We start from the raw sequence: 25,762 nt of genomic DNA, 5'->3' as shown, positions 1-25,762 counted from the left end.
CACGGACCAATGAGGAAGATCACATGAAGCGGGCCCGTCTCGCTACTGCAACGGGCACTGCCAGATCAGCTCGGTGCCCACCCCGTGCCAGGTCCGCACGGCCATGGACCCGCCACAGGACCGGGCGCGGGCCTCGAGGTTGGCCAGCCCGCTGCGGGCCACGTTCTTCGGGATGCCGACCCCGTTGTCCCGGACCACGATCACCAGTTCCTCACCGGCGTCCATGGCCACCGACATCTCGGTGGCCTTAGCGTGCCGCAGTGCGTTGCTCAGCGCCTCGCGCAGCACGGCCTCGGCGTGCTCGGCGAGCGTGTCGGGCACCAGCGTGTCCACCGCACCGGACAGCCGCACGGAGGGCGTGGGCCCGCTGTCGGTGGTCAGCTCCGCCACGGCGTCCAGCAGCCGTCTTCGCAGGCCGTCGCCGTCCTCGCTGGTGGTGTGCAGGTCGAAGATCGAGGTGCGGATCTCCCGCACCGTCTCGTCCAGCTGGGTGACGGCCTTCTGGATGCGCGAGCGCACCTGCGCGTCCGAGACGCGGCGCAACGTGCCCTGCAATCCCAGCCCGGTGGCGAACAGCCGCTGGATCACGTGGTCGTGCAGGTCGCGGGCGATGCGGTCACGGTCGGCCAGCACGGCGAGCAGCCACTTGGCGCGCTGCTTCTCGGCGAACTCCATGGCCACGGCGGCCTGGTCGGCGAAGGAGCTGAGCAGCGGCACCTCGTCGGGCCGGAACCGCGGGGCGCCCTTGCCGCGCACCGCGACCAGCACCCCGGATGGCCCGCCGGGCGAGCGCAGCCCGACGGCGAGCGCGGGCCCGAACCACTCGCCGAGACCGCCCAGCTCGGCGGCGGCGCCGAGGTCGGGGATCAGCCGGGGCACCCCGTCCCGGGTGATCTCGGCGAGCAGCGAGTCCCCGTCCCGCAGGACGCGCCCGGCAAGCCCCTGGCCGCGGTCCCCCGCGCAGGAGGTGACCCGCAGTTCGTCGGCCTGCTCGTCGAGGATCAGGATCAGCGTGCAGTCCGCGCCCGCCAGGTCGCAGACCCTGCGGGCCACCAGCCGCAGCGCGTCACCGGCCGAGCAGCCCGCGAGCAGTTCGGCGCGGATCTCGGCGCTGGCCTCCAGCCAGCGCTGCCGCGACCGGCTCTGCTCGAACAGGCGGGCGTTCTCCACCGCCACCCCGGCCGCCGTGGCCAGCGCCTCCAGCACCTGCACGTCGTCGGCGGTGAACTCGGCGGCCCCGCGCTTCTCGGTCAGGTACAGGTTGCCGAAAACCTCGTCGCGCACCCGCACCGGGGCGCCGAGGAAACTGCGCATGGGCGGGTGGTTGGGCGGCAGTCCCACCGAGGCCGGGTGCTGGGACAGGTCGGCCAGCCGCAGCGAACGGGGGTCGTGCACCAGCACGCCCAGCAGCCCGTGCCCCTGGGGCAGCGGTCCGATCGAGGCGGTGGTGCGCGCGTCGAAGCCGACGTGGATCAGCTCGGACAGCTCCTTGTCCGCACCGAGCACGCCCAGCGCACCGTAGCGGGCGTCCACCAGGTCCACCGCCGCCTGCACGATCCGGCGCAGGGTCGGCTCCAGCTCAATACCCGAGGATACCTCGAGTACCGCGTCAAGCAGGGACTGCAACCGGTCCCTGGCGCCGACGGCCTCCCCGAGCAGGCGCCCGAACTCCGCCTCACCCGGTTGCGTGCCACGCTGCGTCATCTGCACTCCGCGTCCGCCCCCGCGATCTCAACATGATCCAGATCGAGAAAGCCTTGCACGACCGCCAAACGGAGGTCACAGGGGCCTGCCCGCGCAGCAGGGCAACGGTAGTCAGCCGATCACCCCCCGCAACCTCCTGCCGTTGAGCAGCCTGGGAATGATCGCGATCAGGCGGTCGGCCCGGTGCGGGGCCCACCGCCGCAGGTGCTCGGCGGCGACGCGTTCCCTGGGGTGCGCGGACCTGGTGCGCCCCACCGCGATCACGCTCCAACCGCACATGGCCAAGGGGTCGAAGCTGTCCACCTCGAAGGCGACCACGGCGTCGTTGGTGGCCTCGGCGAGCACCCCGCCCTCGACCACCCGGACCAGGATGATGCCGCCGGAGAGCACGAAGGTGACCGGCAGCACCGCGGGCAGGGCTCGGTCGGTGAACACGATCCGGCCCAGCAGCGCGCCACCGAGCAGGCGGAGGCACTCGGCGCGGTCGAGAACCTCCATGCCCGATGAGTCCACAGTGGACTCGTTGAGACTCACCCGACCAGGTTCGCCGGTTTCAGTACCGGCGGGTAGCGCCGGGTGGCACTCGAACCGGTGACCTTCGCCCCTATGATCCGAGGCCATGACTGGGCGTGCGGTGGTGCTGGGTGGCGGCGGTGTGACCGGGATCGCCTGGGAGATCGGGCTGCTCACGGGGTTGACCGAGGCCGGGGTGGACCTGCGCGCGGACCTCGTGGTCGGCACCTCGGCGGGTTCGGCCGTCGGCGCCCAGCTGACCAGCGGCACCCAGCTGCCCGAGCTGTTCGCCCGCCAGGTCGACCCGGCCAAGCAGGTCACCGAGATCCCCGCGGAGATCGACCCCGAGCAGATGGCCCTGCTGTTCGCCGAGAGCATGGCGCAGAACGGGGACCCGCAGGAGTCGTGGCGACGGACCGGCGAGCTGGCGCTGGCCGCGAAGACCGTCGGCGAGGCCGAACGCCGGGCCGTGATCGCCCAGCGGGTGCCCAACCCCGAGTGGCCGTCCACGCGGCTGGCGCTGACCGCCGTCGACGCGTCCACCGGCGAGTTCGTGGTCTTCGACCGGGACAGCGGGGTGGACCTGGTGGACGCGGTGGCCGCCAGCTGCGCCGTACCGGGCGTGTGGCCGCCGGTGACCATCGGTGGGCGCCGCTACGTGGACGGCGGGGTGCGCTCCCCGGAGAACGCCGACCTGGCCGCGGGCAGCGAGCGGGTGCTCGTGCTGCGGGCGCTGCTCGTGCCCGACTACAACCCGCTGGACGAGCAGGTGCGTGCGCTGACCGAGCAGGGCGCGAGCGTGCTGGTGCTGTCCCCTGACGAGGCCAGTCTCACCGCGATGGGCGTCAACGCGCTGGACCCCGCGGTGCGCGAGCCCACCGCGCGTGCGGGCCGCGAGCAGGGGCTGCGTGAGGCCGAGCGGGTGACCGCCCTGTGGCGGCCGTAACACTGCCCTCCTTCGGCGCAATCGGCCGGACATCCCTTGCTGCGACAATGATTTGGTGTCCCGATCGCGTGGCCTGCTGCGCAGGCTCATCGGCATGATGCACCACGACCGCCCGGTGGCCGACCAGGCCCTCGTGCGGGCCCGCCTTGCCGAGATCGCCGAGCTCGTCGCCGCCGAGCACGCCATGGCCGAGGGCTGCCCCAGCGTGGACCAGGAGCTGCTGCTGATGGCCCAGGGCAGCCAGGCCCACCGGGCCCGGCGGCACGAGTGCCTGCGGCGGCGCAAACGGCGCTGACTACAGGCTGAAGGCGATCCCGCGCAGCACCAGCGCGAGCAGGAACACCGCGGTGAACGCCAGGTCGATCGACAGCCCGCCGGCCCGCACCGGGCGCAGCACCCGTCGTACCGGTGCGATCACCGGCTCCGTCCAGGCGTGGGTCAGCGCGCGGGCCTTGCCGCCGCGCACGGAACTGTCGGGCAGCACGGCCAACCAGTCCAGCACCACGCGGACGACCAGCAACAGCAGGAACGCCGTCAGGGCGTACCCGAGCAAGGTTCCGATCAGGCTCATGCCCGTACAACGGGCGGGACCGGCCCGGAAGTGTCCGGTACGCGATGTTCTCAGCCGATTGTCAGGGCGTACCGTGGGAGCCGTGATCGTGCCCGTCCTGGTGGACGACTGGCAGATGGACTGCTGCGGAACCCGCCCCGTGCTCGGTGCGCGCGTGTCGTGGACGCTGAACTGGACCCCTTGGTATGCCGAGCGCGTACCCACGGCCATGCGGCTGCGAGCCCGGCTCGAACCGGGGCGCTTCTCCTGGACCTGCGAGAATCCCGAGGTCGTTCCGGCCATCGCCAGGGTCGGCGGGGTCTCGGTGTACGTCCCGGCACCCGCGCCACTGGCCGAGGAGATCGTCCTGACCGGGGTGCTCCACGAGGACCACCACGACGGCGCCCCACCCGAAACCCCGTTGACCACCGGCCTGATCACCGCGCTGCGGCGGCTGGAGCACGCCACGCTGGTGGACCTGGACGTGCTCCTCAGCGACTGACCAGGCCCGCGTCGTAGGCCAGCAGCCCGGCCTGGGTGCGGTTGGCGCAGTCCAGCTTCACGAGCATCTTGGAGACGTAGCTCTTCACCGTGGTCTCCGACAGGTGCAGCCGCGCGGCGACCTGGGCGTTGGACAGGCCCTCCCCGAGGCAGGTGAGGACCTCGTTCTCCCGCTCGGTCAACGCGGAGATCCGGGCCAGCGCACGCTCCTTGGCCACGTAGCCGGTGGCGGAGGCGGCCACGAGGCGGCGGGCCGCCGTCGGGGACAGCACGGTGTTGCCGTCGGCGGCCACGCACACGAGGCGGATCAGCTCCTCGGGCGGTGTCGACTTGACCAGGAAGCCCGCGGCACCGGCGCGCAGGGCCCGCAGCACGTGCTGGTCGGCGTCGAAGGTGGTGAGCGCGACCACGGCGGGCGGGGCGGGCAGCGCCACGATGTGCTCGATCGCGGTGACCCCGTCGACCTTGGGCATGCGCAGGTCCATCAGCACCACGTCGGGCTCGTGCCGCAGCACTGCCTCGACGGCCGCCGCCCCGTCGTGCGCCACGTCGACCACGGTGAGCCGGTCCGAGGAGCCCAGGATCGTGCGCAGGTGCGCGCACACCATCGGCTCGTCGTCGACCACCAGTACCCGCACGCAGTCGGTCATCAGCCCTCCACAGTCGTGGTCTGCGCGGGCAGCACCGCGAGCAGCTCGAACCCGCCGTCGGCCAGCGGCCCCGCGGTGAGGCTGCCGCTGACCAGTTCGACCCGGTGCCGCAGCCCGAGCAGCCCGGTGCCGCCGCCGGTGCCGCTGAGTCCGGGGTCCTGGGTGAACCGCGGCACGGTGTTGCTGACGCTGAGCCGCACGGCGTCGCAGCCGTAGCTCACCCGCACGTCGGCGATCGCGCCCCGCGCGTGCTTGCGCACGTTGGTCAGCCCCTCCTGCACGATCCGGTAGGCGGTGCGGGTGACCACCGGCGAGGCGTTGCCCGGCTGGCCGTCCACGGCGAACCGCACCTGCATGCCCACCGACTCCGACTCGGCCACCAGCACCGACAGGTCGGGCACCTCGGTGGCGATGTCGGGGTTGCAGCCCGGGGTGGTGCGCAGCACCCCGACCAGCTCGCGCAGCTCGTCCAGGGCCTGGCAGCCGGTGGCCCGCAGCTCCTCGGCGCCGCGCCTGGTCCGCTCGTCCTCGGCGGTGACGCCCATCGCGCCCGCCTGCAACACCATCAGGCTCACGCGGTGCGTCACGATGTCGTGCATCTCCCCGGCGAGCAGCATGCGTTCCTCCGCGCGGGCCTGCTCGGCGATCAGCCGCTGCTCGCGCTCGGCGCGCTCGGCCCGGTCGGTCAGCGCGTGCATGCGCTGCTGGCGGGCGCCGAGGTAGAGCCCGAGCAGCATCGGGTACAGGGTGAACAGCGCGCCGAGTGTCATCGTGACGAAGGAGCCGTGCCAGGGCCGCATCGCGACCACGACCATCAGCACCACGCTGAGCCGCACGCCCCAGGACATCTGGCCGCGTTGCAGGCCGAAGGCGATAGCGAAGGGCGCGGACAGCGGCACCCACAGCGCGTCCATCTCGGTGACCGGCACGAACACGTCGGGCACGACCACCGCGGAGACCGCCATGAACGCCGAGGCCAGCGCGTTGAACACGAGCACGCCGACCGGGTGCCGCCGGTACCACAGCAGGGAGACGGCGGGCAGCACCTGGATGAGCGTGCTGGCCACGGCGGAGAACTCCCAGTCCGGGTCGATGATGAGCACCAGCACCACGATGATGTTCAGCACGATCGCGAAAGGCGTCAGGGTGGCCATGACGTCTCGCCAGCGCGGCGCGGGCATGGCGGGCACGCTAACGGCTGGTGGCGGTACCGGCCCGCGCACAGGCACCGATTTAGGGTAACACCTACGAAAGTTGTTCCCCATTCACCTCTTTCGCCAGTGTCGATGGCACCCCGGATCCGGTTGGCTGGGGCCTCGTCCACAGCGGACCGGCGAGGGGAGGACTGGTGCGCGTCAGCCGATGCGGGCGCGCACCAGTTCGGACTCGCGCAGTCCCTCCACGATGTCCAGCCCGCCGGGGGTGGCCGGATTCGGCCGCAGCACGAAGGACTCCCGGCTGGACGGGTAGTTGCTGGAGGAGAACATGAGCGGGGCACTCAGCCCGTTGGTGTCCACCTTCGTGGTCTCGTGGAACGCCTTCTGCACCCCGGCACGGGTCAGGTCACCCGCGGCACAGGCCCGGCGCAGGATCGCCGCGTAGCCGATGCCGACCACGTAGCCGTAGTCCATGGCCATGGACGGGCGGCCCTCGGGGAACTTCGCCTTGTACGCCGAGGCCACCTCGCGGGCCCCGGGCAGGTCGGCGCCGAACGGGGCGATGGGCGAGGACACCAGCACGTTGCGCTGGAAGGCGGCGCCGAGCTGACCGGTGAGCACGGCCGGGTCGAAACCGGGGGCGCTGACCAGGACCGGCACCGAGTAGTTCAGCGCGGCGGCGGCGCCGACGGCCGAGGCGGTCTGCTGCGGGTAGGTGCTGATCAGCACGGCCTTGGCGCCCGCGGCCTTGAGCGCGGCCACCTGCGGGGCCAGGTCCTTCTGCGCGGAGGGCACCTGCACCCCGCGTACGGTCAGCCCGAGCCGGTCGGCGGCGAACTGGGTCCCCTGTAGGGCGTTGCCGCCGTACTGCGGGTCGTCGTTGTAGATGTGCCCGATCAGGTCACCGCTGTGCAACTGCCCCTGGCGCACCACGTAGTCGATGGTGTTGATCACATCCAGGTCGTAGGTGGTGCCGACCACGACCATGTACGGGTTGCCGAGCAGGTCCTTGGACCAGGAGGTGGGCGCCACCATCACCTGCTGCTGCACCACGTCGGGCTGCAACCGGGCGGTGATGTCCGAGCCGAGCACCTGGAGGAAGCCCAGTACCTTCGGCTCCATCTCGAAGTACAGCTTGGCGGCCTTCTCCGTGTTGAAGCCGGAATCGCTGACCTGCAACTCCACCTTGCGCCCGCAGACCCCGCCCTGCGCGTTGAGCTGGTCCACGTAGAGCTGGTTGCCTTCCACCACGGCCTTGCCCAGCGGTCCGAACGGGCCGGTCAGGTCGCTGAGCACACCCAGCGTGATCGTCGAGTCGGTGACCCCGGTGCCGGTGCGGACCGGCGGGGTGGCCGGTCCGCATGCGGCGACCGCCAGGACCGTCGCGCACAGCGCGAGCACCCTGGCGGTCGGGGTCGTGGTCCATCGGAGTGTGGCAAGCACCCGAAGACCGTAACTTACTACTAGGTAACGTTACTATCAGGTAGTTGAAAGAGCAGCCAGTTGCCTCAACTGGCCCACTCCAGCAGCGACTGACTGCGCTCGGTGGTCCGCAACTGGGCCAGCGCACCCTTCTCCAACTGGCGCACCCGCTCCCTGGTCAACCCGATGCGCTCGGCCACCTCCTGCAGGGTGCACGGGTTGCCGCCGTGCAGGCCGTAACGCAGGGTGACGATCAGTGCCTCCCGGCTGGGCAGGCTCTCCACCACCTCGCGGATCTGCAGGTTCATCTGCTCGCGCTCCACCGCCTCGGAGGCCTTGACCGACTCGGTGTCCTCGATCAGGTCCGAGATCGTGGTCTCCCCGTCGGCGCCCACGGTGGCGTCCAGGCTGGTCGCCTCGCGGCTGGCGCTGCGCAGTTCGAGCACCCGCTGCACCGACAGGCCCACCTCGGCGGCGACCTCCTCCACGGAGGGCTCCCTGCCCAGCTTCAGGTTCAGCTGGCGGTCCGCCTTGGCGATCTTGTTGACCTGCTCCACCACGTGGACGGGCAGCCGGATCACCCGCGTGGTCTCGGCAAGACCGCGCTCGATGGCCTGGCGGATCCACCACATCGCGTAGGTGGAGAACTTGAAACCCTTGGCGTAGTCGAACTTCTCGACCGCGCGGATCAGCCCGATGTTGCCCTCCTGGATGACGTCCAGGAACGGCAGCCCGCGGTGCGCGTACTTGCGCGCCGTGGAGACCACCAGCCGCAGGTTCGCGCGGACCATGTGGTCCTTCGCGCGCTCCCCGTCGGCGACCACCGCCGCCAGGTCCGCCGCGGAGCGACCGCCCAGCTCGCCGGTGCGCAGCAGCTCGGCGGCATAGACCCCCGCCTCGATACGCCGCGACAGGGCGACCTCTTCGGGTGCGGTCAGCAGCGGTGTGGAACCGATGTCGGACAGGTAGTGGCGGACCAGGTCGGGCTCGCCCTGGGCGGAACCCCGAGTTGCCGCCCGCTGCCTGGGCGTGCGCACCTCCACCACGACGACCTCCTTCGTCTGCGCCGGTCCCGCACCACGGGCGCGGCTGTACGCCGCACTCGGTCGGTCCGGGAGAGCGGACCCCGGGTGCCGGTGGCACCTCTCGGTCGTCCGCTCCCTGTCCAACGCGGGAGGGAGACGTGGTATTCCGGAACTCGTGACGGCCCTTTCGGAGGTTCCCTGCGTCACACCCGCGATTCAGCGGGCCGTCCGGCCCACCTTGTCCCTGAGCTGGTCCACGGTGACCGCGTCGTGCACGCGGTCCGCGCGGTGCCTGCCGTGCTCGGCTGTTCTGTCCTCCACGACGGTGTCCTGCTTGGTGTTCTGGTCCCCGTGCATCGCCGCGCCCCTTCCCCGACTTCAGTGCTGCGACGTCTACTCCTTACCCCGTTCGCGCGGTTTCCACGCGGAAAACGCACGATCGGGTAAGCCAGTTCGCATGAATGGCCTACCTCCGAGTGGCGCAGTACACACCAGCGGGGCACGCGGCTCCGCGAACCTGCGGGGGTTCAGGACACGCGGAGCCACGCTGGATCGACGCCGCCCGCACTCGGCTCGCGCTGCCCATCGGGGTGCGCGCCAACGCCGGATGTGAGGGGGGTCATCTCGCGCGGTGGCGCGGGCCTCGCGTCCACCTCGGGCGGAGCGGGCGTCGACCATCCATCACAACGTGGGGCAGGGCCCGGCTGTTCCCTCGGTGTCGCGGCTCACTGTCGCGTCGGGATCGTTCTCCGGGCTGGTGGCCTGTTCCGGGATGAAGACCACCGGCGTACCCGAGGGAGCCACACCTGAGGCGAGCTCCTTCAGCCGCGCGGTCAACAGCCCGATGAAGTCCTCGCGCTGCTTGTGCACCCACTCGTACCCCAGCAGCTGGTGCAGCTCGTGCGCGGTCAGGCACTGGATCTTCACGGCCAGTTCGGACAGCGCGAGACTGTCGTACTCGGGCAGCGGCAGTGCTGATGAGCTGGATCGCATGACGGGTACCTCCTGCCCCTCTTGGGCCAGTACGCCCAGGGTGCACCAGGTCCCTACCCCCGCGCTGCCCCGCCGAACCCCTGTTCACCAGCAACCACACTGTTGGAGCAGCGGAAATCCGCGAATTCGCCCGTTTGACGCGCGGTAGTCACCTGCGCACGGTCCGTCGAGCCCCTTGCCCCATCGGGCCGTCCCCGGGGCAGCGGCAGGCGCCCCATGCCGCCACCGCGACGCGCTGCCCGCCAGGGCCCGCTGTGGCAGGCTCACCGGATGATGTTCGCGAGCCGTGTCCTGCAACGGCTGCTGAGGCTCCCCGCACCGCAGACGCGCCACATCGTGGTCCGCCGCGACCTGCCGATCCCGGCCGCCGACGGGGTGACCCTGCTCGCCGACCACTGGGCACCCGCCAAGCCCGGCGGGCCGCTGCCAACGGTGCTGATGCGCTCCCCGTACGGCCGTCGCGGCCTGGCGGGCACCCTGCTGGCCCGCGCCTACGCCGAGCGCGGCTTCCAGGTGGTGCTGGCCAGCGTGCGCGGCACGTTCGGCTCGGGTGGCGGCGAGTTCCTGGCCATGCGCGAGGACCGCGAGGACGGGCAGGCCACCCTGGACTGGGTCACCCGCCAGCCGTGGTTCGACGGCAGCGTGCTGCTGGCCGGTCCCAGCTACCTGGGCTACACCCAGTGGGCGGTGGCCGCCGGTGCGCCGGCCTGCGTCAAGGGCATGGTCCCGCACGTGACCTCGGCCCGGCTGGCGCTGGCCTTCCTGCGCCCCGGCCGGATCGAGCTGGAGACCCTGCTGTCCTGGTCGGTCAGCACGGCGACCCAGGAGCGGCCGTTCGGCATGATCCGGTCCATCCTGGACGGTGCCAGGATCCGGCGGGCCATGCGGACGCTGCCACTGGCCGTGGCCGACCAGGTCGCGCTGGGCCGCCAGTGGCCGTTCTTCCAGGAGTGCGTGCACCACGACCGCGAGGACCCGTACTGGCGGCAGTGGGACCACAGCGCCGACGTGGCCTCGGTTTCCGTGCCGGTCAACACGATCGCGGGCTGGTACGACATCTTCCTCGCCGACCAGTTGCGCGACTACCGGGCGCTGGTCCGCGCCGGGCGCAACCCCCGGCTGACCATCGGCCCCTGGGTGCACGCCTCGCTGGAGGGCGCCGGTGTCGCCGTGCGCGAGGCCGTGGACTGGGGTGGGGCGCTGTGCCGCGACCAGCCCGTGCCCGCCCGCAAACCCGTGCGGCTGCACGTGATGGGCTCCGGCCGGTGGCGCGAGTTCGACCAGTGGCCGCCCGCGGACCACCCCGCGCGCCGCTGGCACCTGGCACCCGGTGGCGGCCTGGCCGCCGCGCCGGTCGCCGACGCGGCGCCGAGCCGGTTCCGCTACGACCCGGCCCACCCCACGCCCTCACTGGGGGGCGCCCGGCTGGAGGCCCGCGGCGGAGGACGGGTCGACAACGCCCCGCTGGAGCGCCGTGCCGATGTGCTGGTCTTCACCTCACCGCCGCTGGAGCGGGACCTGGAGGTGATCGGCGAGGTCGGCGCCGAACTGTGGATCCGCTCCGACCGGCCGAGCACCGACCTGTTCGTGCGGCTCTGCGTGGTCGACGAGCGCGGGCGGTCCACCAACGTCTGCGACGACCTGGTCCGCGCGGAGGTGGACGGGGTCACGAAGGTCGGCGTGGAGCTGTCGCCGACGGCACAGCTGTTCCGGCGCGGGCAGCGGATCCGGGTACTGGTCAGCGCCGGGGCCTTCCCGCGCTACGCCCGCAACCTGGGCGGCACCGAACCACTGCCGACCGGTACCCGCCTGTACCCCGCCACGATCGAGGTCTGGCACGACCCCGACCACCCCAGCGCCATCCTGCTCCCCACCGCGAGTCCCGCCGACTAGCCCGCGAGTCCCGCTCTCCGGGGCGCGAGTCCCGCGCTGGGACCTGCCCAGCCCGGGGCACACCGCGTGTCGGCGCTTCCGGTACCGCGTGTCCTGCGCTCCGGCCTGTTCTCCCACCCCGTGGGAGATCGGGCGTCAAGCGCGAACACGCCGCACGCGGAGCGCCGACACGCGCCGACCAGGGGTGGGGCAGCGCTGGGCCGAACGTCGTGGGCGTGGCGGCAGAAGGACCAAACCGCGAGCCCCGTCTTGACAGCCGCTGTGGTCTAGTCCAATTGTATGTGACGAGGCGCCGCCACCCTCCTTCCCTGCGGGAGCACCACATGCGCTTGTCCAGAGCCCTACTCGCCGTGGCCGCGATCGCCGTGGCCACCACACCACTGACCGCAGCCGTGTCCCAGGCGGCACCGGCCGCCACCGCGCTGCCCGCCCACGTGTTCGCGCCCTACTTCGAGGCGTGGACCGGCGACAAGCCCGCGACGATCGCCCAGCAGTCGGGCGCCAAGCACCTCACGCTGGCCTTCCTGCAGGCCGCGACGAAGGGCTCGTGCACCGTCTACTGGAACGGCGACACGGGCATGCCGGTGGCGCAGTCCACCTTCGGCTCGGACATCGCCACGATCCGGGCGGGCGGCGGGGACGTGATCCCCTCGTTCGGCGGCTACACCGCGGACAACACCGGCACCGAGATCGCCGACAGCTGCACCGACGTCAACCAGATCGCGGCCGCCTACGAGAAGGTGATCACGACCTACGACGTGCCCCGGCTGGACCTGGACATCGAGGACAACTCGCTGACCAACAGCGCGGGCATCGACCGCCGCAACAAGGCGATCAAGGTCGTGCAGGACTGGGCGGCGGCCAACGGGCGGTCGATCCAGTTCTCCTACACCCTGCCGACCACCACCCACGGGCTGGCCGACAGCGGGCTGAACGTGCTGCGCAACGCGGTCAGCAACGGGGCGCGGGTCGACGTCACCAACATCATGACCTTCGACTACTACGACAACGCCACGCACAACATGGCCACCGACACGCAGACCGCCGCGCAGGGCCTGCACGACCAGCTCAAGCAGCTCTACCCGAGCAAGACCGACGAGCAGCTGTGGGGCTCCATCGGGGTCACCGAGATGATCGGCATCGACGACTTCGGCGCGGCCGAGACGTTCACGCTGGCCGACGCGCCGAAGGTGGAGAGCTGGGCGGTCAGCAAGGGCATCAACACCCTGTCGTTCTGGGCCATCCAGCGGGACAACGGCAGCTGCGCGGGCACCGGCGGCTCGGACAGCTGCTCGGGCATCCAGCAGAACACCTGGGACTTCGCGCACACCTTCGAGCCGTTCACCAGCGGCAGCACTCCCCCGCCAGCCAACGACTTCTCGCTGGCACTGTCCTCGGCAACGGGCTCGGTCGACCCGGGCGGCTCGCTGTCGGCGACGGTGCAGACCGCCGTCACCTCGGGCTCGGCCCAGTCGGTCAGCCTGACCACCAGCGGCGCACCCTCGGGCGTCACCGCCTCGGTCAGCCCCAGCTCGGTCACCGCGGGCGGCTCGGCCACCCTGTCGCTGACCACGACCTCCGCCACGGCACCGGGTTCGTACACGATCACGGTCACCGGCACCACGGCCTCGGGCAGCCACAGCGCGAGCTATGCGTTGACCGTCAACGGGTCCACCCCGCCGAACGGCTCGATCAGCAACGCGGGCCTGGAATCCGGCGCGCTCAGCCCGTGGACCTGCCAGCCCGGCGGCTCGGTGGTCGCGAGCCCGGCGCACTCCGGCACGCACGCGTTGCAGGCCGCCGCGAACGGCAGCCAGACCGGGGAGTGCAGCCAGACCATCACCGTCTCGCCCAACAGCTCACACAAGCTGACCGCCTGGGTGCAGGGCACCTTCGCCTACGTGGGCGTGAGCGGCGGGGCAACCGCCAGCGCGTGGACCTCCTCCTCCGGGTGGACCCAGCTGACGGTGCCGTTCACCACCGGAGCCAGCGGCACGATCACGGTGTACGTGCACGGCTGGTACGCGCAGGGCAGTGTCTACGCGGACGACTTCTCCGTGAGCTGACCCACGCGCCGACGGCGGCCTGGCCTGCGCCTGGGGCAGGTCAGGCCGCCTCTGGGCACGGTGGTTCGTAGGGCAGACCGGGCAGGTACTGCTCCCACTGCGCCTGGGTCATGACCGGCCACACCAGGCGGCACTGCTGGGCGATGGCCAGGTCCACGTCGGTCTCCCAGTGTCGGACCGTGTGGTCGGCGCTGGCGGTCACGACGGTGTGCCCGTCCGGGGTGAAGGCCACCGCGCGGATCGTGTCCCCGTGCGCGGCGATCGTCGCGATCTCCTTGGGAGCACGGCGATCCGTGAGGTCCCACAGCCGCAGGGTGTGGTCCTCGCCCACTGTGGCCAGCTGCCTGCCGTCCCCGGAGAAGGCCAGTGACAGCACGACGTCGCTGTGCCCGGACAGCTTGGCCAGCTCCGTGTTCGAGCCCAGGTCCCACAGCCGCACCGAGTTGTCCCGAGCCGCGACGGCCAGGGTGGAACCGTCCACTGTGTACGCACCGGCGCCGGAGGCGACACCGAGCGAGGCGGTCTTGCGCGGCGCGGTGAGATCGCTGGTGTCCCACAGGGTGGTGTCCCTGTCGCTGCCGACCACCAGCGCGCGGGTCCTCGGGTTGAAGGCCACATAGGACACCAGGCCCTGCTTCGCGGGGACCTTGGCCACCTGCTTGGGGTGCTCGACATCGCTGAGGTCGAACAGCGAGGTGCCGACGGCCAGGACGCGGCTGTCGGCACTCAACGAGATGGACGTGCTGTCCAGCGGCACCGTGATGCGCACCGGCCCGATGCCGCGGTCGAGGTCCCACAGCCCGACTACTTGGCTGTCGCCCGCGAAGAACGAGGCGGCGAGCAGGTGACCGGTGGCGCCGAACCCGACCGCGGTGCCACCGGCCCCGGGGCCCAGGCCCAGCGGTGTCAGCTGGCGGACGGAGTTCCCGTCCTGCAAGTGGATTCCGGCGTCGCGGTCCACGCGTGCCAGCATGCGTCCGTCCCCGCTGAGGGCTATCGCGTAGGTCTCCCCCTTGGTGCGCACCGGTTCCACGAACTGGTTCAGGTCCACCAGTCGCACCACCCGGTCGTGCGCGGCGATGGCCAGCGTGCTGCCGTCCTTGCTGGCGGCGATGGCCAGCGTGCGACCGCTGCCGGTCAGCGTGGCAAGCGCTTGCGGGGCATCGGGATCGGTCGCGTCCCACAACCGGACCGTGGAGTCGTCGCTGCCGGTGGCCAGCAGTCGGCCGCTGCCGACGAACTGCACCGAGCGGACCGCGTTGGCGTAGCCGGAGAGCGTGCCCACCGGTCGAGGGGACTCGCGGGAGCTGATGTCCCACAGCCGCACGGAGTTGTTCACCTCAGCGACGGCAAGTTCCCGGCTGTCGGCGCTGAAGGCCACGGAGAAGGTGTAGTCGGGGCCGTCGGTGAGGCGCCGGATGAGCCTGGGCGAGGACGGATCAGCGAGTTCCCACAACACAATGGCCTCGTGCCCCGACAAGTCCTGGGAGTCGACCGAGGCCAGCGTGCGCCCGTCCGGGCTGAACTGCACGAAGTACATCACGGTGCCGAGCTTGGGCAACTCCGGGCGCGGGCTCAGCCGCGTCGGAGCGGTGACCTCCCACAGCCGCAGGGAATCCCCGTCGGGCTGGTAGCCAGCGGTGGCCAGCTGCTTGCCGTCCGGGGAGAAGCGCACCGAGAAGACCGCCTTCAGCTTACTGTCCACAGTGGACGACGCGCCGATGTGGTGCGGGTCGGACACGTCCCACAGGGTCAGCTTGCCGTCGTGCCCACCGGCCACCAGCGTGCGCCCGTCCCCGCTCCAGTCCAGGGACATCACGGCGCCGTGCGGACCGGTCAGCGCGGGCAGTTCTGCGGGATGGTGTGCATCGGTGATGTCCCACAGGTGTACCGAGGAGTCGTCGCCCGCACTGGCGAGGAAGTGGCCCTTCGGGTCGTACACCACGGTCTGTACCAACGCGGAAAACCCGCCGAGCGTGGTCGAGTACGGAGTGGCCAGCGCGCCGAGCACGCTGCTGCGGGAGGCCGCCGACGGATCGAGCCGGTAAGCCGCGATGCCCAGTTGCAGCGCCAGCGCCGGGTTCACCGCACGCAGCTCGGCGGCCTGGCTGAGCACCTGCTGGGCCAGCGCGTGATCACGTTGCTGCGCGGTGCTGATCGCGTTGGACACGGCGGCGACGGTGCTGATCGACACCAGCAGCAGCAAGATCACCAGCACGGCGGTCAGCTGGCGCAGTCGGCGCACCCGGCGGCGTTCCCCGGTGCGCTCGAGGTCCTCGGCCGCCGTGCTCGCGTCCAGCAGTGCCTGTTCCTCGGCGCTGAGCGAGAACCCGCTCGACGCGGCCCACGCCTGCGCGGTGGCCAGCCGGGTGCCGCGCAGCAGGCCGCTGGGATCGCGGTCCAGCGACCGCCAGGTCTGCGCCGCCTCGGTCAGCGCCCGGTGCGTTCGCAGGCCCTCGCGGTCGGCGTCCAGCCACTCGCGCAGCCTGGGCCAGCCGCGGATCAGCGCCTCGTGCGCGATCTCCACGAACTCGGCGTCCACGGTCAGCAGCCTGCGCTGCGCGAGGTGCTCCAGCACCGCGGTCATGTCCTGCCCGGTGCCGAGTTCGGCGCGAGCGGCCCGGCGCTTGGTGTCCTCGGTGCCCTCGCCCAGGGCGGTCAGCCGCAGGAACAGTTCCCGGGCAACACGTTGCCGCTGCGGGGTCAGCTCCTGGTACGCGGCGTCGGCGGTCCGGGCGATCGCGCGGGAGATGCCGCCCGCCTCGCGGTACCCGCTCAGGGTGAGCGCGCAGCCGCGACGCCGCCGCCAGGTCTCCAGCAAAGCGTGCGACACCAACGGGAGCGCGCCTGGTTGACCGGTGGCGTCGGCGATCACCTCCGCGAGCAGCCCACCCTCCACTGTGTACCCGGCGCGCACCGCGGGCCGCGTGATCGCACTGCGCAACTCGTCGGTACTCATCGGCCCGATCAGCAACTGGCCGTCGCGCAGCGCCCGCGCCAACTCCGCGTGCCGCGCGCAGTGCGGGTAGAAGTCGGCGCGCACGCCCACCACGACCCGGGCCCGGCTGGTCTCCGCCTGGGCCGCGAGCAGCAGCGCCTCGATGAACCGCGCGCGCTCCGCGGGGTCGCGGCAGAGCGTGAAGACCTCCTCGAACTGGTCCACCACCAGCAACAGGTCCTGCTCGGCCACGACCTCGCGGGCCCACAGGTGCAGTGCGGCCGGGTCGGCGGTCAGTTCCTCGGCGAGAGCGGCCGGTGACCTGCCGGTCAGCCCGGACATGCGCACCGCGCACTCCTCCACCGGGCGCGGACCAGGGGTGAACAGCACCACGCTGGCCGGATCGGACGCGCCCGCGACCAAGCCCGCACGCAACACTGAGGACTTGCCCACCCCAGAAGCCCCGAACACCGCGGTGAACCGCTGCCTGGCCACCTTGCCCCGCAGGTCCTCGGTCACCGCCTCCCGCCCGAAGAACCGTTCCGCGTCCGCGGGCTGGAACGCGGCCAGCCCGGCGTAGGGCGGTTCGGCCCCGTCGGCGGGTTCGGGCTCCTGCAACTCGTGCCAGCGCTGCTCCCAGTCGGCGACCGGCCCGCCGCAGGCCCGCACGTAGGCGAGGGTCACCGCCAGCGTCGGCAGCTTGCGCCCCGCCGCCGCTGCCGAGAGCACGGTCGGCGAGTAGTGCGCGTGCCTGGCCAACTCGCGGTAGGTCGGCTGCCCGGCTTGCCTGCGCAGTTCCCGCAGGTCAGCGGCGAAGCGCAGGACCGCGCTGTCCCCCTCCTCGAGCGGCCGCTCCTGACGAGCCATTCGCACCCCCAGTGACGGCGCACAGTGTCGCGGGCAGGGGGCAGGGCCGTCCAGCGGCTTGCGCCGGTGCGGGCGCGCACGGCACCGGAACGTGGGACTCGCGTGCTGGCGGGCGGGACTCGCCGGGCACAGGACGGGACTCGCCGGGCACAAGGCGGGGCTACGCGTCCTGGCGGGGGAGGGTGAGGTCGCGGGCGGTGGCGTAGCGGGCGCGGACCTCGGGTGCGGGCTCGGCCTCGTGGGTGCGGGCGGTCAGGGCGCTCCAGCGCGGGGGCTCGTCCGTGCCCAGCAGGGCCCAGGCGGCCTGCCTGGCAGCTCCGTCGGCGACGAACTCGCTGGGTTCGGGCACGACCACGGGGCAGCCGAACACGGCGGGCGCGATGCGCCGGACGGCCTCGGCACGGGCGCCGCCGCCGACCAGCAGCACGCGGCGCACGGGAACGCCTTGGGCCACCAGGGCGTCCACGGCGTCGGCGAGGCTGCACAGCAGGCCTTCCACGGCGGCGCGGGCCAGGTGGGCGGGGGTCATGGTGTCCAGCCGCAGCCCGTGCAGCGAGCCGGTGGCATCGGGGCGGTTGGGCGTGCGCTCCCCCTCCAGGTAAGGCACGAGCACCAGCCCGTCGGCGCCGGTGGGGGCGGTCAGGGCCAGCTGGGACAACTGGTCCAGGTCCACGCCGAGGGTGCGTGCGGTGGCGTCGAGCACGCGGGCGGCGTTCAGGGTGCAGACCAGCGGCAGGAAGCCGCCCTGGGCGTCGGCGAACCCGTTGACGGTGCCGGTGGCATCGGCGCTGGGTGCGTCGCTGCGGGCGAAGGCGGTGCCCGAGGTGCCGATGGACACCACCACGTCACCGGGTTCGGCCTGCACGCCCAGGCAGGCGGCGGCGTTGTCCCCGGCACCGGCACCGAACCGGCCGTGCAGGGAGTCGGGCTCGGCGACCTCCGGAACGCGCACGGAATGGCCGAGCGCCAATTCGAGCAGGTCCTCGCGGTATTTCCCGGTGAACGGCGACCAGTAGCCGGTGCCGCTGGCATCGCTGCGGTCGGTCAGGAAGGTGTCAAGACCCGACAGCCGCCAGGTGAGCCAGTCGTGCGGCAGGCACACGGTGGCGGTGCGGGCGGCGTTGTCCGGTTCGTGGCGGGCCAGCCAGCGCAACTTGGCCACGGTCAGCGAGGCCACCGGCACGCTGCCCACGGCCTGCGCCCAGGCCTGCGGCCCACCGAGGTCCGACACCAGGTCGACCGCGGCGGCTGCCGACCTGGTGTCGTTCCACAGCAGCGCGGGCCGAACGGTGCGCCCGTGGGGGTCCAGGCACACCATGCCGTGCTGCTGCCCGGCGACCGAAACGGCCGCCACGTCCTCGAGCCCACCCGCGTCCGCGGTGGCCTGCCGCACCGCCTGCCACCACGCCTCGGGGTCGACCTCGGTGCCCGAGGGGTGCGCCGCCCGGCCCTGCCGGACCAGTTGCCCGCTCTCGGCGTCACGGATCACGAGCTTGCACGACTGCGTGGACGAGTCGAAGCCCGCGACCAGTGCCATGCCGTTCCTCCTCAGCGCGCGCCGAGCGCGTGTTCCAGGGCCAGTTGGCTCAGCTCCACGAAACCGTAGCCCTTCTCGCCCGCGGCCCGCGGATCGAACTCGTTGTCCGCCAACAGGTCCCGGTAGGTTTCCCCGCGGCGCAGGGTGGGGATGGACAGCTGGGCGACCTTGCTGGTCTCCAGCGCGCGGTGCACCTCGGGGTCGGCGCGGAAGGCCGCTGCCCGCTCGCGCAGCAGCAGGTAGGTGCGCATGTTGGCGGCGGCGCTGGCCCACACCCCGGCCCGGTCCTCGGTGCGCAGCGGCTTGTAGTCGAAGTGCCGGGGGCCGTGGTAGCCCCCGTGTTCGAGCAGGTCGACCAGGAAGAAGGCGGACAGCAGGTCGCCATGGCCGAAGATCAGGTCCTGGTCGAAGCGGGGACCGCGCTGGCCGTTGAGGTCGATGTGGAACAGCTTGCCCTGCCACAGGGCCTGGGACACCCCGTGCACCACGTTGAGCCCGGCCATCTGCTCGTGGCCGACCTCCGGGTTGACCCCGACCAGCTCCGGCCGGTCCAGGGAGGAGATGAACGCCAGCGCGTGCCCGATGGTGGGCAGCAGGATGTCCCCGCGCGGCTCGTTCGGCTTGGGCTCCAGGGCGAACCGGATCGGGTAGTGCTGGTCGGTCACGTACTGGGTGAGGATGTTCATGGCCTCGCGGTAGCGCTCCAGCGCGGCGCGCACGTCCTTGCCCGCGTCGGTCTCCGAGCCCTCCCTGCCGCCCCACAGCACGTAGGTCGCGGCGCCGAGTTCGGCGGCCAGGTCCAGGTTGCGCAGCACCTTGCGCAGCGCGAACCGGCGCACGGAGCGGTCGTTGCTGGTGAGGCCGCCGTCCTTGAACACCGGGTGGCTGAACAGGTTGGTGGTGGCCATCGGCACCACGAGCCCGGCGGCGTCCAGTGCCTTGCGCCAGCGGGCGATCCGGTGCGTGCGGTCGGCCTCGTCGGCGCCGAACGGGATCAGGTCGTCGTCGTGGAAACTCACCCCGTAGGCGCCCAGCTCGGCCAGCCGCTGCACGGCCTCCACCGGGTCCAGTGCCTCGCGGGTCGGGTCGCCGAACGGGTCGGCCCCGCGCCAGCCGACCGTCCACAGCCCGAAGCTGAACCTGTCCGCAGGGGTGGGCGTGCTGGTCATCGAGGTCCTCCCTGACTTAGTTCAGCGGCAATACTAAAAGGGGCGTGCAGGAATCTGCAACGGTCCGTGACTCTTTGTTGCCCAGTCACGGGATACGCCCCAACCCTGTTGCCATGGAACCACTCGACAGACGCACCCTGCTGCGGATGCTCGCCGCCACCGGGGCCGCCGTGGGCGCGGGCGCACTGGGCACCGCCCCGGCCTTCGGCACCGAGCAGGCCGCACCGACCATCTCCAGCTGCGCGACCTGGGGCGCCCGCGCGGCCACGGAGACGATCACGGTGCTCAACTCCCGGCCGACCAAGATCCTGGTGCACCACACCGACACCCCGAACAGCACCGACTACAGCCAGGCGCACGCCTTCTCGCTGTCCCGGTCCATCCAGGACCACCACATCGACGACAACCACTGGATCGACACCGGGCAGCACTTCACCAACAGCCGGGGCGGCTACGTCACCGAGGGGCGGCACCAGAGCCTGGCCGCGCTGCGCGACGGGCACAAGATGGTGCGCGCGGCGCACTGCCCCGGCCAGAACGACATCGCCATCGGCATCGAGAACGAGGGCAACTACATGTCCACGCAGCCACCGGCGAAGCTCTACAGCTCGCTGGTGTCCCTGTGCGCCTACATCTGCACCCAGTACGACATCAAGCCGACCGCGATCTACGGCCACCGCGACTACTACAACACCGACTGCCCCGGGGACGTGCTCTACAAGATGCTGCCCCAGCTCCGCAAGGACGTAGCCGCCAAGCTCTGACCTCAGGAGGACCACCATGTTCCGCGGACGAACCCTGCTCACGTCCGGAATCACCGCTCTCGGTTTGACACTCGGTGCCACCGTTGCCGTGGCGGCGCCCGCCGCACCCCAGGCGGCGTCCTGCTCCAGCCCGGCGACCAGCAACCCGCGCACCTGCGCGCAGGCCGTGTCCTGGGCCAAGAGCCACGTCGGCGCCACCAGTTCCGACTACGACCACCGCTGCGACCACGTGGTGGGCCTGGCCTACGGCCGCTCGGCCAGCGGGCACGCCAGCGCCGCGCAGCACTGGAGCTCGACCCCCGCCAAGTACAAGCACACGGGCACCGACGTACCCGCGGGCGGCCTGGCCTTCTTCAGCATCCCCAACAGCCCGTACGGGCACGTCATGATCTCCATCGGCGGCGGCGAGTTCGTCTCCAACGACATCGTGGCCAAGGGCAGGCTCAGCAAGACGACGATCGGCACCGTCCAGAGCAGGTGGGGCGGTCACTACCTGGGGTGGAGCAACCCCTGGTTCTAAGGATTCCGTTGCATACGCGTCCTTGATATGCGATAAACGTAGTCATGTCCGGTACACGACTACTGATTCAGTGGCGCGAGCGGCGTCTGGCAGGAGAGCCATGAGCAACACCCCAGACGCGCGGCGACTGTCCGACGCCGCCCGCGACCACCTGTGGATGCACTTCACCCGGCACGGCGGGACCGAGTCCGAGATCCCGGTGATCGTGCGCGGCGAGGGCGCGTACGTGTGGGACGCGCACGGCCGCCGCTACCTCGACGGGCTGGCCGGGCTGTTCGCGGTCAGCGTGGGCCACGGCCGCGAGGAGCTCGCCGAGGCCGCCGCCAAGCAGACCCGTGAACTGGCGTACTTCCCGCTGTGGGGCACCGCGCACCCGACCGCGGTGGAACTGGCCGAGCGGCTGGCCACCGACGCGCCCGGCGACCTCAACCGCGTGTTCCTCACCGTCAGCGGCGGCGAGTCGGTGGAGACCGCGTGGAAGCTGGCCAAGCAGTACTACAAGCTGGTCGGCAAGCCCACCAAGCACAAGGTGGTCAGCCGGGCGCTGGCCTACCACGGCACCTCGGCGGGCGCCCTGTCGATCACCGGCCTGCCCGGTGCCAAGCAGGACTTCGAGCCGCTGGTGCCCAGCACCTTGAAGGTGCCCAACACCAACTTCTACCGTGCTCCCGAGCACGCGGACGACTACGTGGCGTTCGGGCGGTGGGCCGCCGACCAGATCGAGCAGGCCATCGTGCTGGAGGGCCCGGACACCGTGGCCGCGGTGTTCCTGGAGCCGTTGCAGAACACCGGCGGCTGCTTCCCGCCACCGCCCGGCTACTTCGAGCGGGTGCGCGAGATCTGCGACACCCACGACGTGCTGCTGGTCTCCGACGAGGTGATCTGCGCCTTCGGCAGGCTGGGCCACGACTTCGGCGCCAAGCGGTACGGCTACCAGCCGGACATGATCACCACCGCCAAGGGCCTGACCTCGGGCTACGCCCCGCTGGGCGCGGTGCTGGCCAGCGACCGGCTGATGGAGCCGTTCCTGCGGGGCACCACCACGTTCATGCACGGCTCCACCTACGGCGGGCACCCGGTGTCCTGCGCGGTGGCCATGGCCAACCTGGACATCATCGAGCGCGAGGGCATCTACGACCACGTGCGGGCCAACGAGCAGGCGTTCCGGTCCACCCTGGACAAGCTCCACGACCTGCCCATCGTCGGGGACGTGCGCGGCGCGGGCTTCTTCTACGGCATCGAACTGGTCAAGGACAAGGCCACCAAGGAGACCTTCACCGCGGAGGAGTCCGAGCGGGTGCTGCGCGGCTTCCTGTCCACCGCGCTGTTCGACAACGGCCTGTACTGCCGGGCCGACGACCGGGGTGAGCCGGTGGTACAGCTGTCCCCGCCGCTGATCTGTGAGCAGAGCCACTTCGACGAGATGGAGCAGGTCCTGCGCTCGGTGCTCACCGAGGCGTGGACCAAGCTCTGAGCCCGACTTGTGACGGGTACCGACCTGTGCCCCGGTCACTGAGGATGAATGCCTCAGTGACCGGGGAGAGGGACGAATGCGTCGTTTGTTCAGAGTGCTGACCGCGGCCGCGCTGGCCGTGGCCTCGTTGGCGGTGGCCGCCCCCACGGCGGGTGCGGCCACCGACGACATCCTGGCGAAGCTCAGGGCGGTGCCGGGGCTGACCGTGGAGGCGGAGCAGCCCGCTCCGGCGCCCTACCGCTTCTTCGTGCTCAGCTACACCCAGTACGTGGACCACAGGCACCCCTCGGCGGGCACCTTCCAGCAGCGGCTGACGCTGATGCACCGGGCCACCGACCGGCCGATGATCCTGCACACCACGGGCTACAACATGCCGGCGGGCCCGTTCCTCTCGGAGCCGACCAAGCTCACCGAGGCCAACCAGATCTCGGTGGAGCAGCGCTTCTTCACCCCGTCCCGCCCGCAACCCGCGGACTGGTCGGACCTCAACATCTGGCAGGGGGCCACCGACCACCACCGCATCGTCGGCGCGCTCAAGGCGATCTACGGAGGCAGGTGGATCTCCACCGGGGCCAGCAAGGGCGGCATGACCTCGGTCTACCACCACCGGTTCTACCCCGGTGACGTGGACGGCTCGGTGGTCTACGTGGCACCGGACGACGTGAACAACGACGAGGACTCGGCCTACGACCGGTTCTTCGCCAAGGTGGGCAGCGACCAGTGCCGCACCGACATGCACACGTTGCAGATCGAGGCACTGCACCGCAGGGACAAGCTGACCGCGCTGTTCGCCGACTGGGCCAAGGCCAACAAGCAGACCTTCACCCTGGTCGGCGACGTGGACCACGCGCTGGAGTACCTGGTTGCCGAGGCGCCGTGGGCGTTCTGGCAGTACAGCAAGGCCGCCGACTGCGCGAGCATCCCGAAGACCACCGCCAGCGACGCCGAGGTGCTGGGCTGGTTCGACAAGGTCAACGGGTTCAGCGGCTACACCGACCAGGGCAACGAGAAGTTCGTGCCGTACTACTACCAGGCGGCCACCCAGCTCGGGTACCCGAAAGTGCGCTACGACCACCTCAAGCGCGAGCTGCGCTACCCGCCGAGCACGGCGCGCACCTTCGTGCCCAAGGAGATCAAGACCTCCTTCGACCCGTTCACGATGCTGGACATCGACCTGTGGGTGAAGTTCAACTCCAGCCACTTCATCTTCGTGTACGGGCAGAACGACCCGTGGGGTGCCGAGCCGTTCCGGCTGGGTCCGGGCACCAGGGACTCCTACTGGTACCAGGCGGTGGGCGGCAACCACGGCTCCAACATCGCGCAGCTGACCAGCGCCGAGAGCACCCAGGCCACCGCGGCGCTGCGCCGCTGGGCCGGGGTCACCGCCCCGGCCAGGCCCACCGTGGGCGCCGAGCTGAACACCGCACTGGACAAGGAGTTCAGCCTGCGGCGTTGAGTTCGTGCTGCCGGGCCGGTCACGTGCTGACCGGCCCGGCAGCCGTGCCGGATCAGTGCGCCTGGTGTGCGGCGCTCCAGCAGGCGTCCTGGCCCTGGCAGGCGGACATGGCCTGCAACGCGTTGTGCAGCATCGTCAACCTCGCCGCTGGGAGCTTGCTCGCGGTGTTGTGCAGCTCCGAGGAATCAGTGCGGCGGTCGTAGTACTCCTTGGCGCCACCGGAGTACTCGACGTAGGTGTAGTCGGCCGTGCGCAACGCCTGGTAGCTCGGCGGGTTGCCGCTGTTGGCCGCCGGGAAGTCCGGGTCCTCGGGGGTGGTGTCCGGCCCGTGGTGCTCCACCAGTGCGGCCGTGCGCCAGTCCGGTGGGCTCTGCCCCCTGAGCAACGGAACCAGGCTGTGACCGTCCACTGAGGACGGTGTGTCGGCCTTGCCCAGCTCCGCGAAGGTCGGGCGCAGGTCGATGTTCTCCACGGGAGCCGCCACCGTGCGCCCGGCCGGGATTCCCGGCCCGGAGACCACCAGCGGCACGCGCACGTCGGTGTCGAAGGCGGTCATCTTGCCGGGGGTGAGCCGGTACTCCCCCATGTGGTAGCCGTTGTCGGAGCTGAACACGATCTCGGTGTTCCCAGCGACCCCCGCCTTGGACAGCGTGTCCTCGATCGAGGCGATCATCCGGTCCACCGACTGCACCGCCTGCACCCGCTTGCGGAAAGCGGTGTCGATCCTCTGCTTCTCCTTGTCGGTCAACGGGGTGCGCTCGGCGAGCCAGGCGGGGGCGTCGCTGGGCAGGGTGTCGTAGGCCGCGCCCTGCGGTGCCTTGAGCCCGGGGAAGGACGAGGCGTCCTGCGGCGCCGGGGTGTACGGGGCGTGCGGGGCGAAGCTGGCCACCTCCAGGAAGAACGGCGAGTGCGCCGAGGCCGAGGAGGTGATGAAGTCCGAGGCCTTGCCGCTGAGCACGTCGGTGAGGTAGTCCCTGGGCTGGGAACCGTGGTGCACGACCTTGTGGTTCTCGTTGAGGTCGTAGTCGAACTCCGGGTACCCGTTGCCCGCCACGTCCCACTCGTCCCAGCCCGGTGGCACGTAGTTGGCCTGGCCACCCACGGTGCCGCCCGGCTGGTAGCCGTTGAGGTACTTGCCCATCATGCCGGTGCGGTACCCGGCGTGCCGCAGGGAGGTCGCGGTGGTGTCGTTCTCCTCCCCCTTGCCGTTGAAGGTGCCGAACCCGCCGTCGTCACCGCCGTTGGTGTAGATCCCGGTGTTGTGCGGGAACCGGCCGGTGAAGATCGAGGACCGCGAGGGGCAGCACAGCGAGTCGGTGACCGTGTAGTTGCTGAAGGAGGTGCCCGCCTTGGCCAGTTCCTGCACGTGCGGCATGTACTGCACGAGATTGGTGGCCAGGTCGTCGGTGAGCACGAACACGATGTTGGGCTTGGCCTGCTCGGCCGACGGCGCGGCCTGCGCCCCGGGCAGGGCGCACGCGGCGGCCCCCAGGCCCACCGCGAGCACCAGCGCCGTCACCGCGGCGATCAGGCGGGTGCGCCGGGGAGGCGCACCGCCCGCAACCGTCCAAGACCTTCCTCGAATGTCCATGCCAGCGAAAGCTAGTGCCGCTGGCT

22 protein-coding genes are annotated in these 25,762 nt (G+C 71.2%); 9 read left to right on the top strand and 13 right to left on the bottom strand.

The window, feature by feature from the left end; genetic code table 11:
* Positions 1-42 precede the first annotated feature (42 nt).
* Entirely contained in the window at positions 43-1,704 is a 1,662-nt protein-coding gene (locus KALB_RS16570) for a sensor histidine kinase (protein WP_025356830.1), read from the bottom strand.
* Between the two features lie 111 nt (positions 1,705-1,815).
* Entirely contained in the window at positions 1,816-2,238 is a 423-nt protein-coding gene (locus tag KALB_RS16565) for a pyridoxamine 5'-phosphate oxidase family protein (RefSeq protein ID WP_025356829.1), read from the bottom strand.
* 85 nt (positions 2,239-2,323) lie between these two features.
* Here KALB_RS16565 and KALB_RS16560 point away from each other — a divergent pair, with 85 nt between their 5' ends.
* Positions 2,324-3,163 carry a patatin-like phospholipase family protein gene (locus KALB_RS16560; protein ID WP_025356828.1) on the top strand — a complete coding sequence of 280 codons (840 nt, stop codon included), beginning with the start codon at positions 2,324-2,326 and terminating at the stop codon, positions 3,161-3,163.
* Positions 3,164-3,218: 55 nt separating this feature from the next.
* Entirely contained in the window at positions 3,219-3,458 is a 240-nt protein-coding gene (locus KALB_RS16555) for a hypothetical protein (protein WP_025356827.1), read from the top strand.
* On the opposite strand, the gene KALB_RS16550 is transcribed toward KALB_RS16555, so the two are convergent.
* A complete protein-coding gene (locus KALB_RS16550; protein WP_025356826.1) occupies positions 3,459-3,734 on the bottom strand; it encodes a YggT family protein in 276 nt (91 codons plus the stop codon).
* Between the two features lie 82 nt (positions 3,735-3,816).
* On the opposite strand from KALB_RS16550, the gene KALB_RS16545 reads away from it, so the two are divergent.
* Entirely contained in the window at positions 3,817-4,215 is a 399-nt protein-coding gene (locus KALB_RS16545) for a DUF6578 domain-containing protein (protein WP_025356825.1), read from the top strand.
* Here the strand turns inward: KALB_RS16545 and KALB_RS16540 are convergent.
* From KALB_RS16540 to KALB_RS43950, 6 genes are all read right to left on the bottom strand, one after another.
* A complete protein-coding gene (locus KALB_RS16540; RefSeq protein WP_030108591.1) occupies positions 4,205-4,864 on the bottom strand; it encodes a response regulator in 660 nt (219 codons plus the stop codon). The two genes, KALB_RS16545 and KALB_RS16540, sit on opposite strands and share 11 nt — an antisense overlap.
* Entirely contained in the window at positions 4,864-6,045 is a 1,182-nt protein-coding gene (locus KALB_RS16535; RefSeq protein WP_158510754.1) for a sensor histidine kinase, read from the bottom strand. Before KALB_RS16535 ends, KALB_RS16540 begins: the two co-directional genes overlap by 1 nt.
* A gap of 174 nt (positions 6,046-6,219) precedes the next feature.
* Positions 6,220-7,464 (bottom strand): ABC transporter substrate-binding protein, encoded by a 1,245-nt coding sequence (locus KALB_RS16530; RefSeq protein WP_051912992.1) that lies wholly within the window; start codon positions 7,462-7,464, stop codon positions 6,220-6,222.
* 65 nt (positions 7,465-7,529) lie between these two features.
* Positions 7,530-8,489, bottom strand: coding sequence for a sigma-70 family RNA polymerase sigma factor (locus KALB_RS16525; protein WP_025356821.1), 960 nt, complete (start codon positions 8,487-8,489; stop codon positions 7,530-7,532).
* A gap of 195 nt (positions 8,490-8,684) precedes the next feature.
* Positions 8,685-8,825 (bottom strand): hypothetical protein, encoded by a 141-nt coding sequence (locus KALB_RS47595; RefSeq protein ID WP_158510753.1) that lies wholly within the window; start codon positions 8,823-8,825, stop codon positions 8,685-8,687.
* A 324-nt stretch (positions 8,826-9,149) separates the two neighbouring features.
* Positions 9,150-9,461, bottom strand: a complete 312-nt coding sequence (locus KALB_RS43950) for a DUF8129 domain-containing protein (RefSeq protein ID WP_025356820.1) — start codon at positions 9,459-9,461, stop codon at positions 9,150-9,152.
* A gap of 270 nt (positions 9,462-9,731) precedes the next feature.
* Between KALB_RS43950 and KALB_RS16515 the strand changes: the two genes are divergently transcribed.
* Both KALB_RS16515 and KALB_RS16510 read left to right on the top strand, forming a co-directional pair.
* The gene (locus KALB_RS16515; protein ID WP_025356819.1) at positions 9,732-11,354 is read left to right on the top strand and encodes a CocE/NonD family hydrolase; all 1,623 of its coding nucleotides are present in this window, start codon (positions 9,732-9,734) and stop codon (positions 11,352-11,354) included.
* A 323-nt stretch (positions 11,355-11,677) separates the two neighbouring features.
* On the top strand, positions 11,678-13,420 hold the full coding sequence (locus tag KALB_RS16510) for a glycosyl hydrolase family 18 protein (RefSeq protein WP_025356818.1): 1,743 nt from the start codon (positions 11,678-11,680) through the stop codon (positions 13,418-13,420).
* 40 nt (positions 13,421-13,460) lie between these two features.
* Here the strand turns inward: KALB_RS16510 and KALB_RS16505 are convergent, their stop codons facing one another.
* The 3 genes from KALB_RS16505 to xylA form a co-directional block, all read right to left on the bottom strand.
* Positions 13,461-17,225 carry an nSTAND1 domain-containing NTPase gene (locus KALB_RS16505; RefSeq protein ID WP_025356817.1) on the bottom strand — a complete coding sequence of 1,255 codons (3,765 nt, stop codon included), beginning with the start codon at positions 17,223-17,225 and terminating at the stop codon, positions 13,461-13,463.
* A 160-nt stretch (positions 17,226-17,385) separates the two neighbouring features.
* The gene (xylB, locus tag KALB_RS16500) at positions 17,386-18,762 is read right to left on the bottom strand and encodes a xylulokinase (RefSeq protein ID WP_025356816.1); all 1,377 of its coding nucleotides are present in this window, start codon (positions 18,760-18,762) and stop codon (positions 17,386-17,388) included.
* Positions 18,763-18,773: 11 nt separating this feature from the next.
* On the bottom strand, positions 18,774-19,931 hold the full coding sequence (gene xylA / locus KALB_RS16495; protein ID WP_025356815.1) for a xylose isomerase: 1,158 nt from the start codon (positions 19,929-19,931) through the stop codon (positions 18,774-18,776).
* A gap of 113 nt (positions 19,932-20,044) precedes the next feature.
* On the opposite strand from xylA, the gene KALB_RS16490 reads away from it, so the two are divergent.
* The 4 genes from KALB_RS16490 to KALB_RS16475 all read left to right on the top strand — a co-directional run bounded on the left by KALB_RS16490 (position 20,045) and on the right by KALB_RS16475 (position 24,145).
* Positions 20,045-20,695, top strand: coding sequence for a peptidoglycan recognition protein family protein (locus KALB_RS16490; protein WP_025356814.1), 651 nt, complete (start codon positions 20,045-20,047; stop codon positions 20,693-20,695).
* Positions 20,696-20,711: 16 nt separating this feature from the next.
* Positions 20,712-21,215 carry a hypothetical protein gene (locus KALB_RS16485; protein WP_025356813.1) on the top strand — a complete coding sequence of 168 codons (504 nt, stop codon included), beginning with the start codon at positions 20,712-20,714 and terminating at the stop codon, positions 21,213-21,215.
* Between the two features lie 100 nt (positions 21,216-21,315).
* The gene (locus KALB_RS16480) at positions 21,316-22,689 is read left to right on the top strand and encodes an aspartate aminotransferase family protein (protein ID WP_025356812.1); all 1,374 of its coding nucleotides are present in this window, start codon (positions 21,316-21,318) and stop codon (positions 22,687-22,689) included.
* A gap of 76 nt (positions 22,690-22,765) precedes the next feature.
* A complete protein-coding gene (locus KALB_RS16475) occupies positions 22,766-24,145 on the top strand; it encodes an alpha/beta hydrolase family protein (RefSeq protein ID WP_025356811.1) in 1,380 nt (459 codons plus the stop codon).
* A gap of 52 nt (positions 24,146-24,197) precedes the next feature.
* Here KALB_RS16475 and KALB_RS16470 read toward each other — a convergent pair whose 3' ends face one another.
* Positions 24,198-25,736, bottom strand: a complete 1,539-nt coding sequence (locus KALB_RS16470; protein ID WP_042220410.1) for a sulfatase-like hydrolase/transferase — start codon at positions 25,734-25,736, stop codon at positions 24,198-24,200.
* Positions 25,737-25,762: the final 26 nt, after the last annotated feature.

It is taken from the genome of Kutzneria viridogrisea DSM 43870 (genome assembly GCF_000525635.1).
Lineage (GTDB): Bacteria > Actinomycetota > Actinomycetes > Mycobacteriales > Pseudonocardiaceae > Kutzneria > Kutzneria viridogrisea.
The sequence above is the reverse complement of the archived record's forward strand: the minus strand, read 5'-3'. Positions and strand labels throughout refer to the sequence as shown.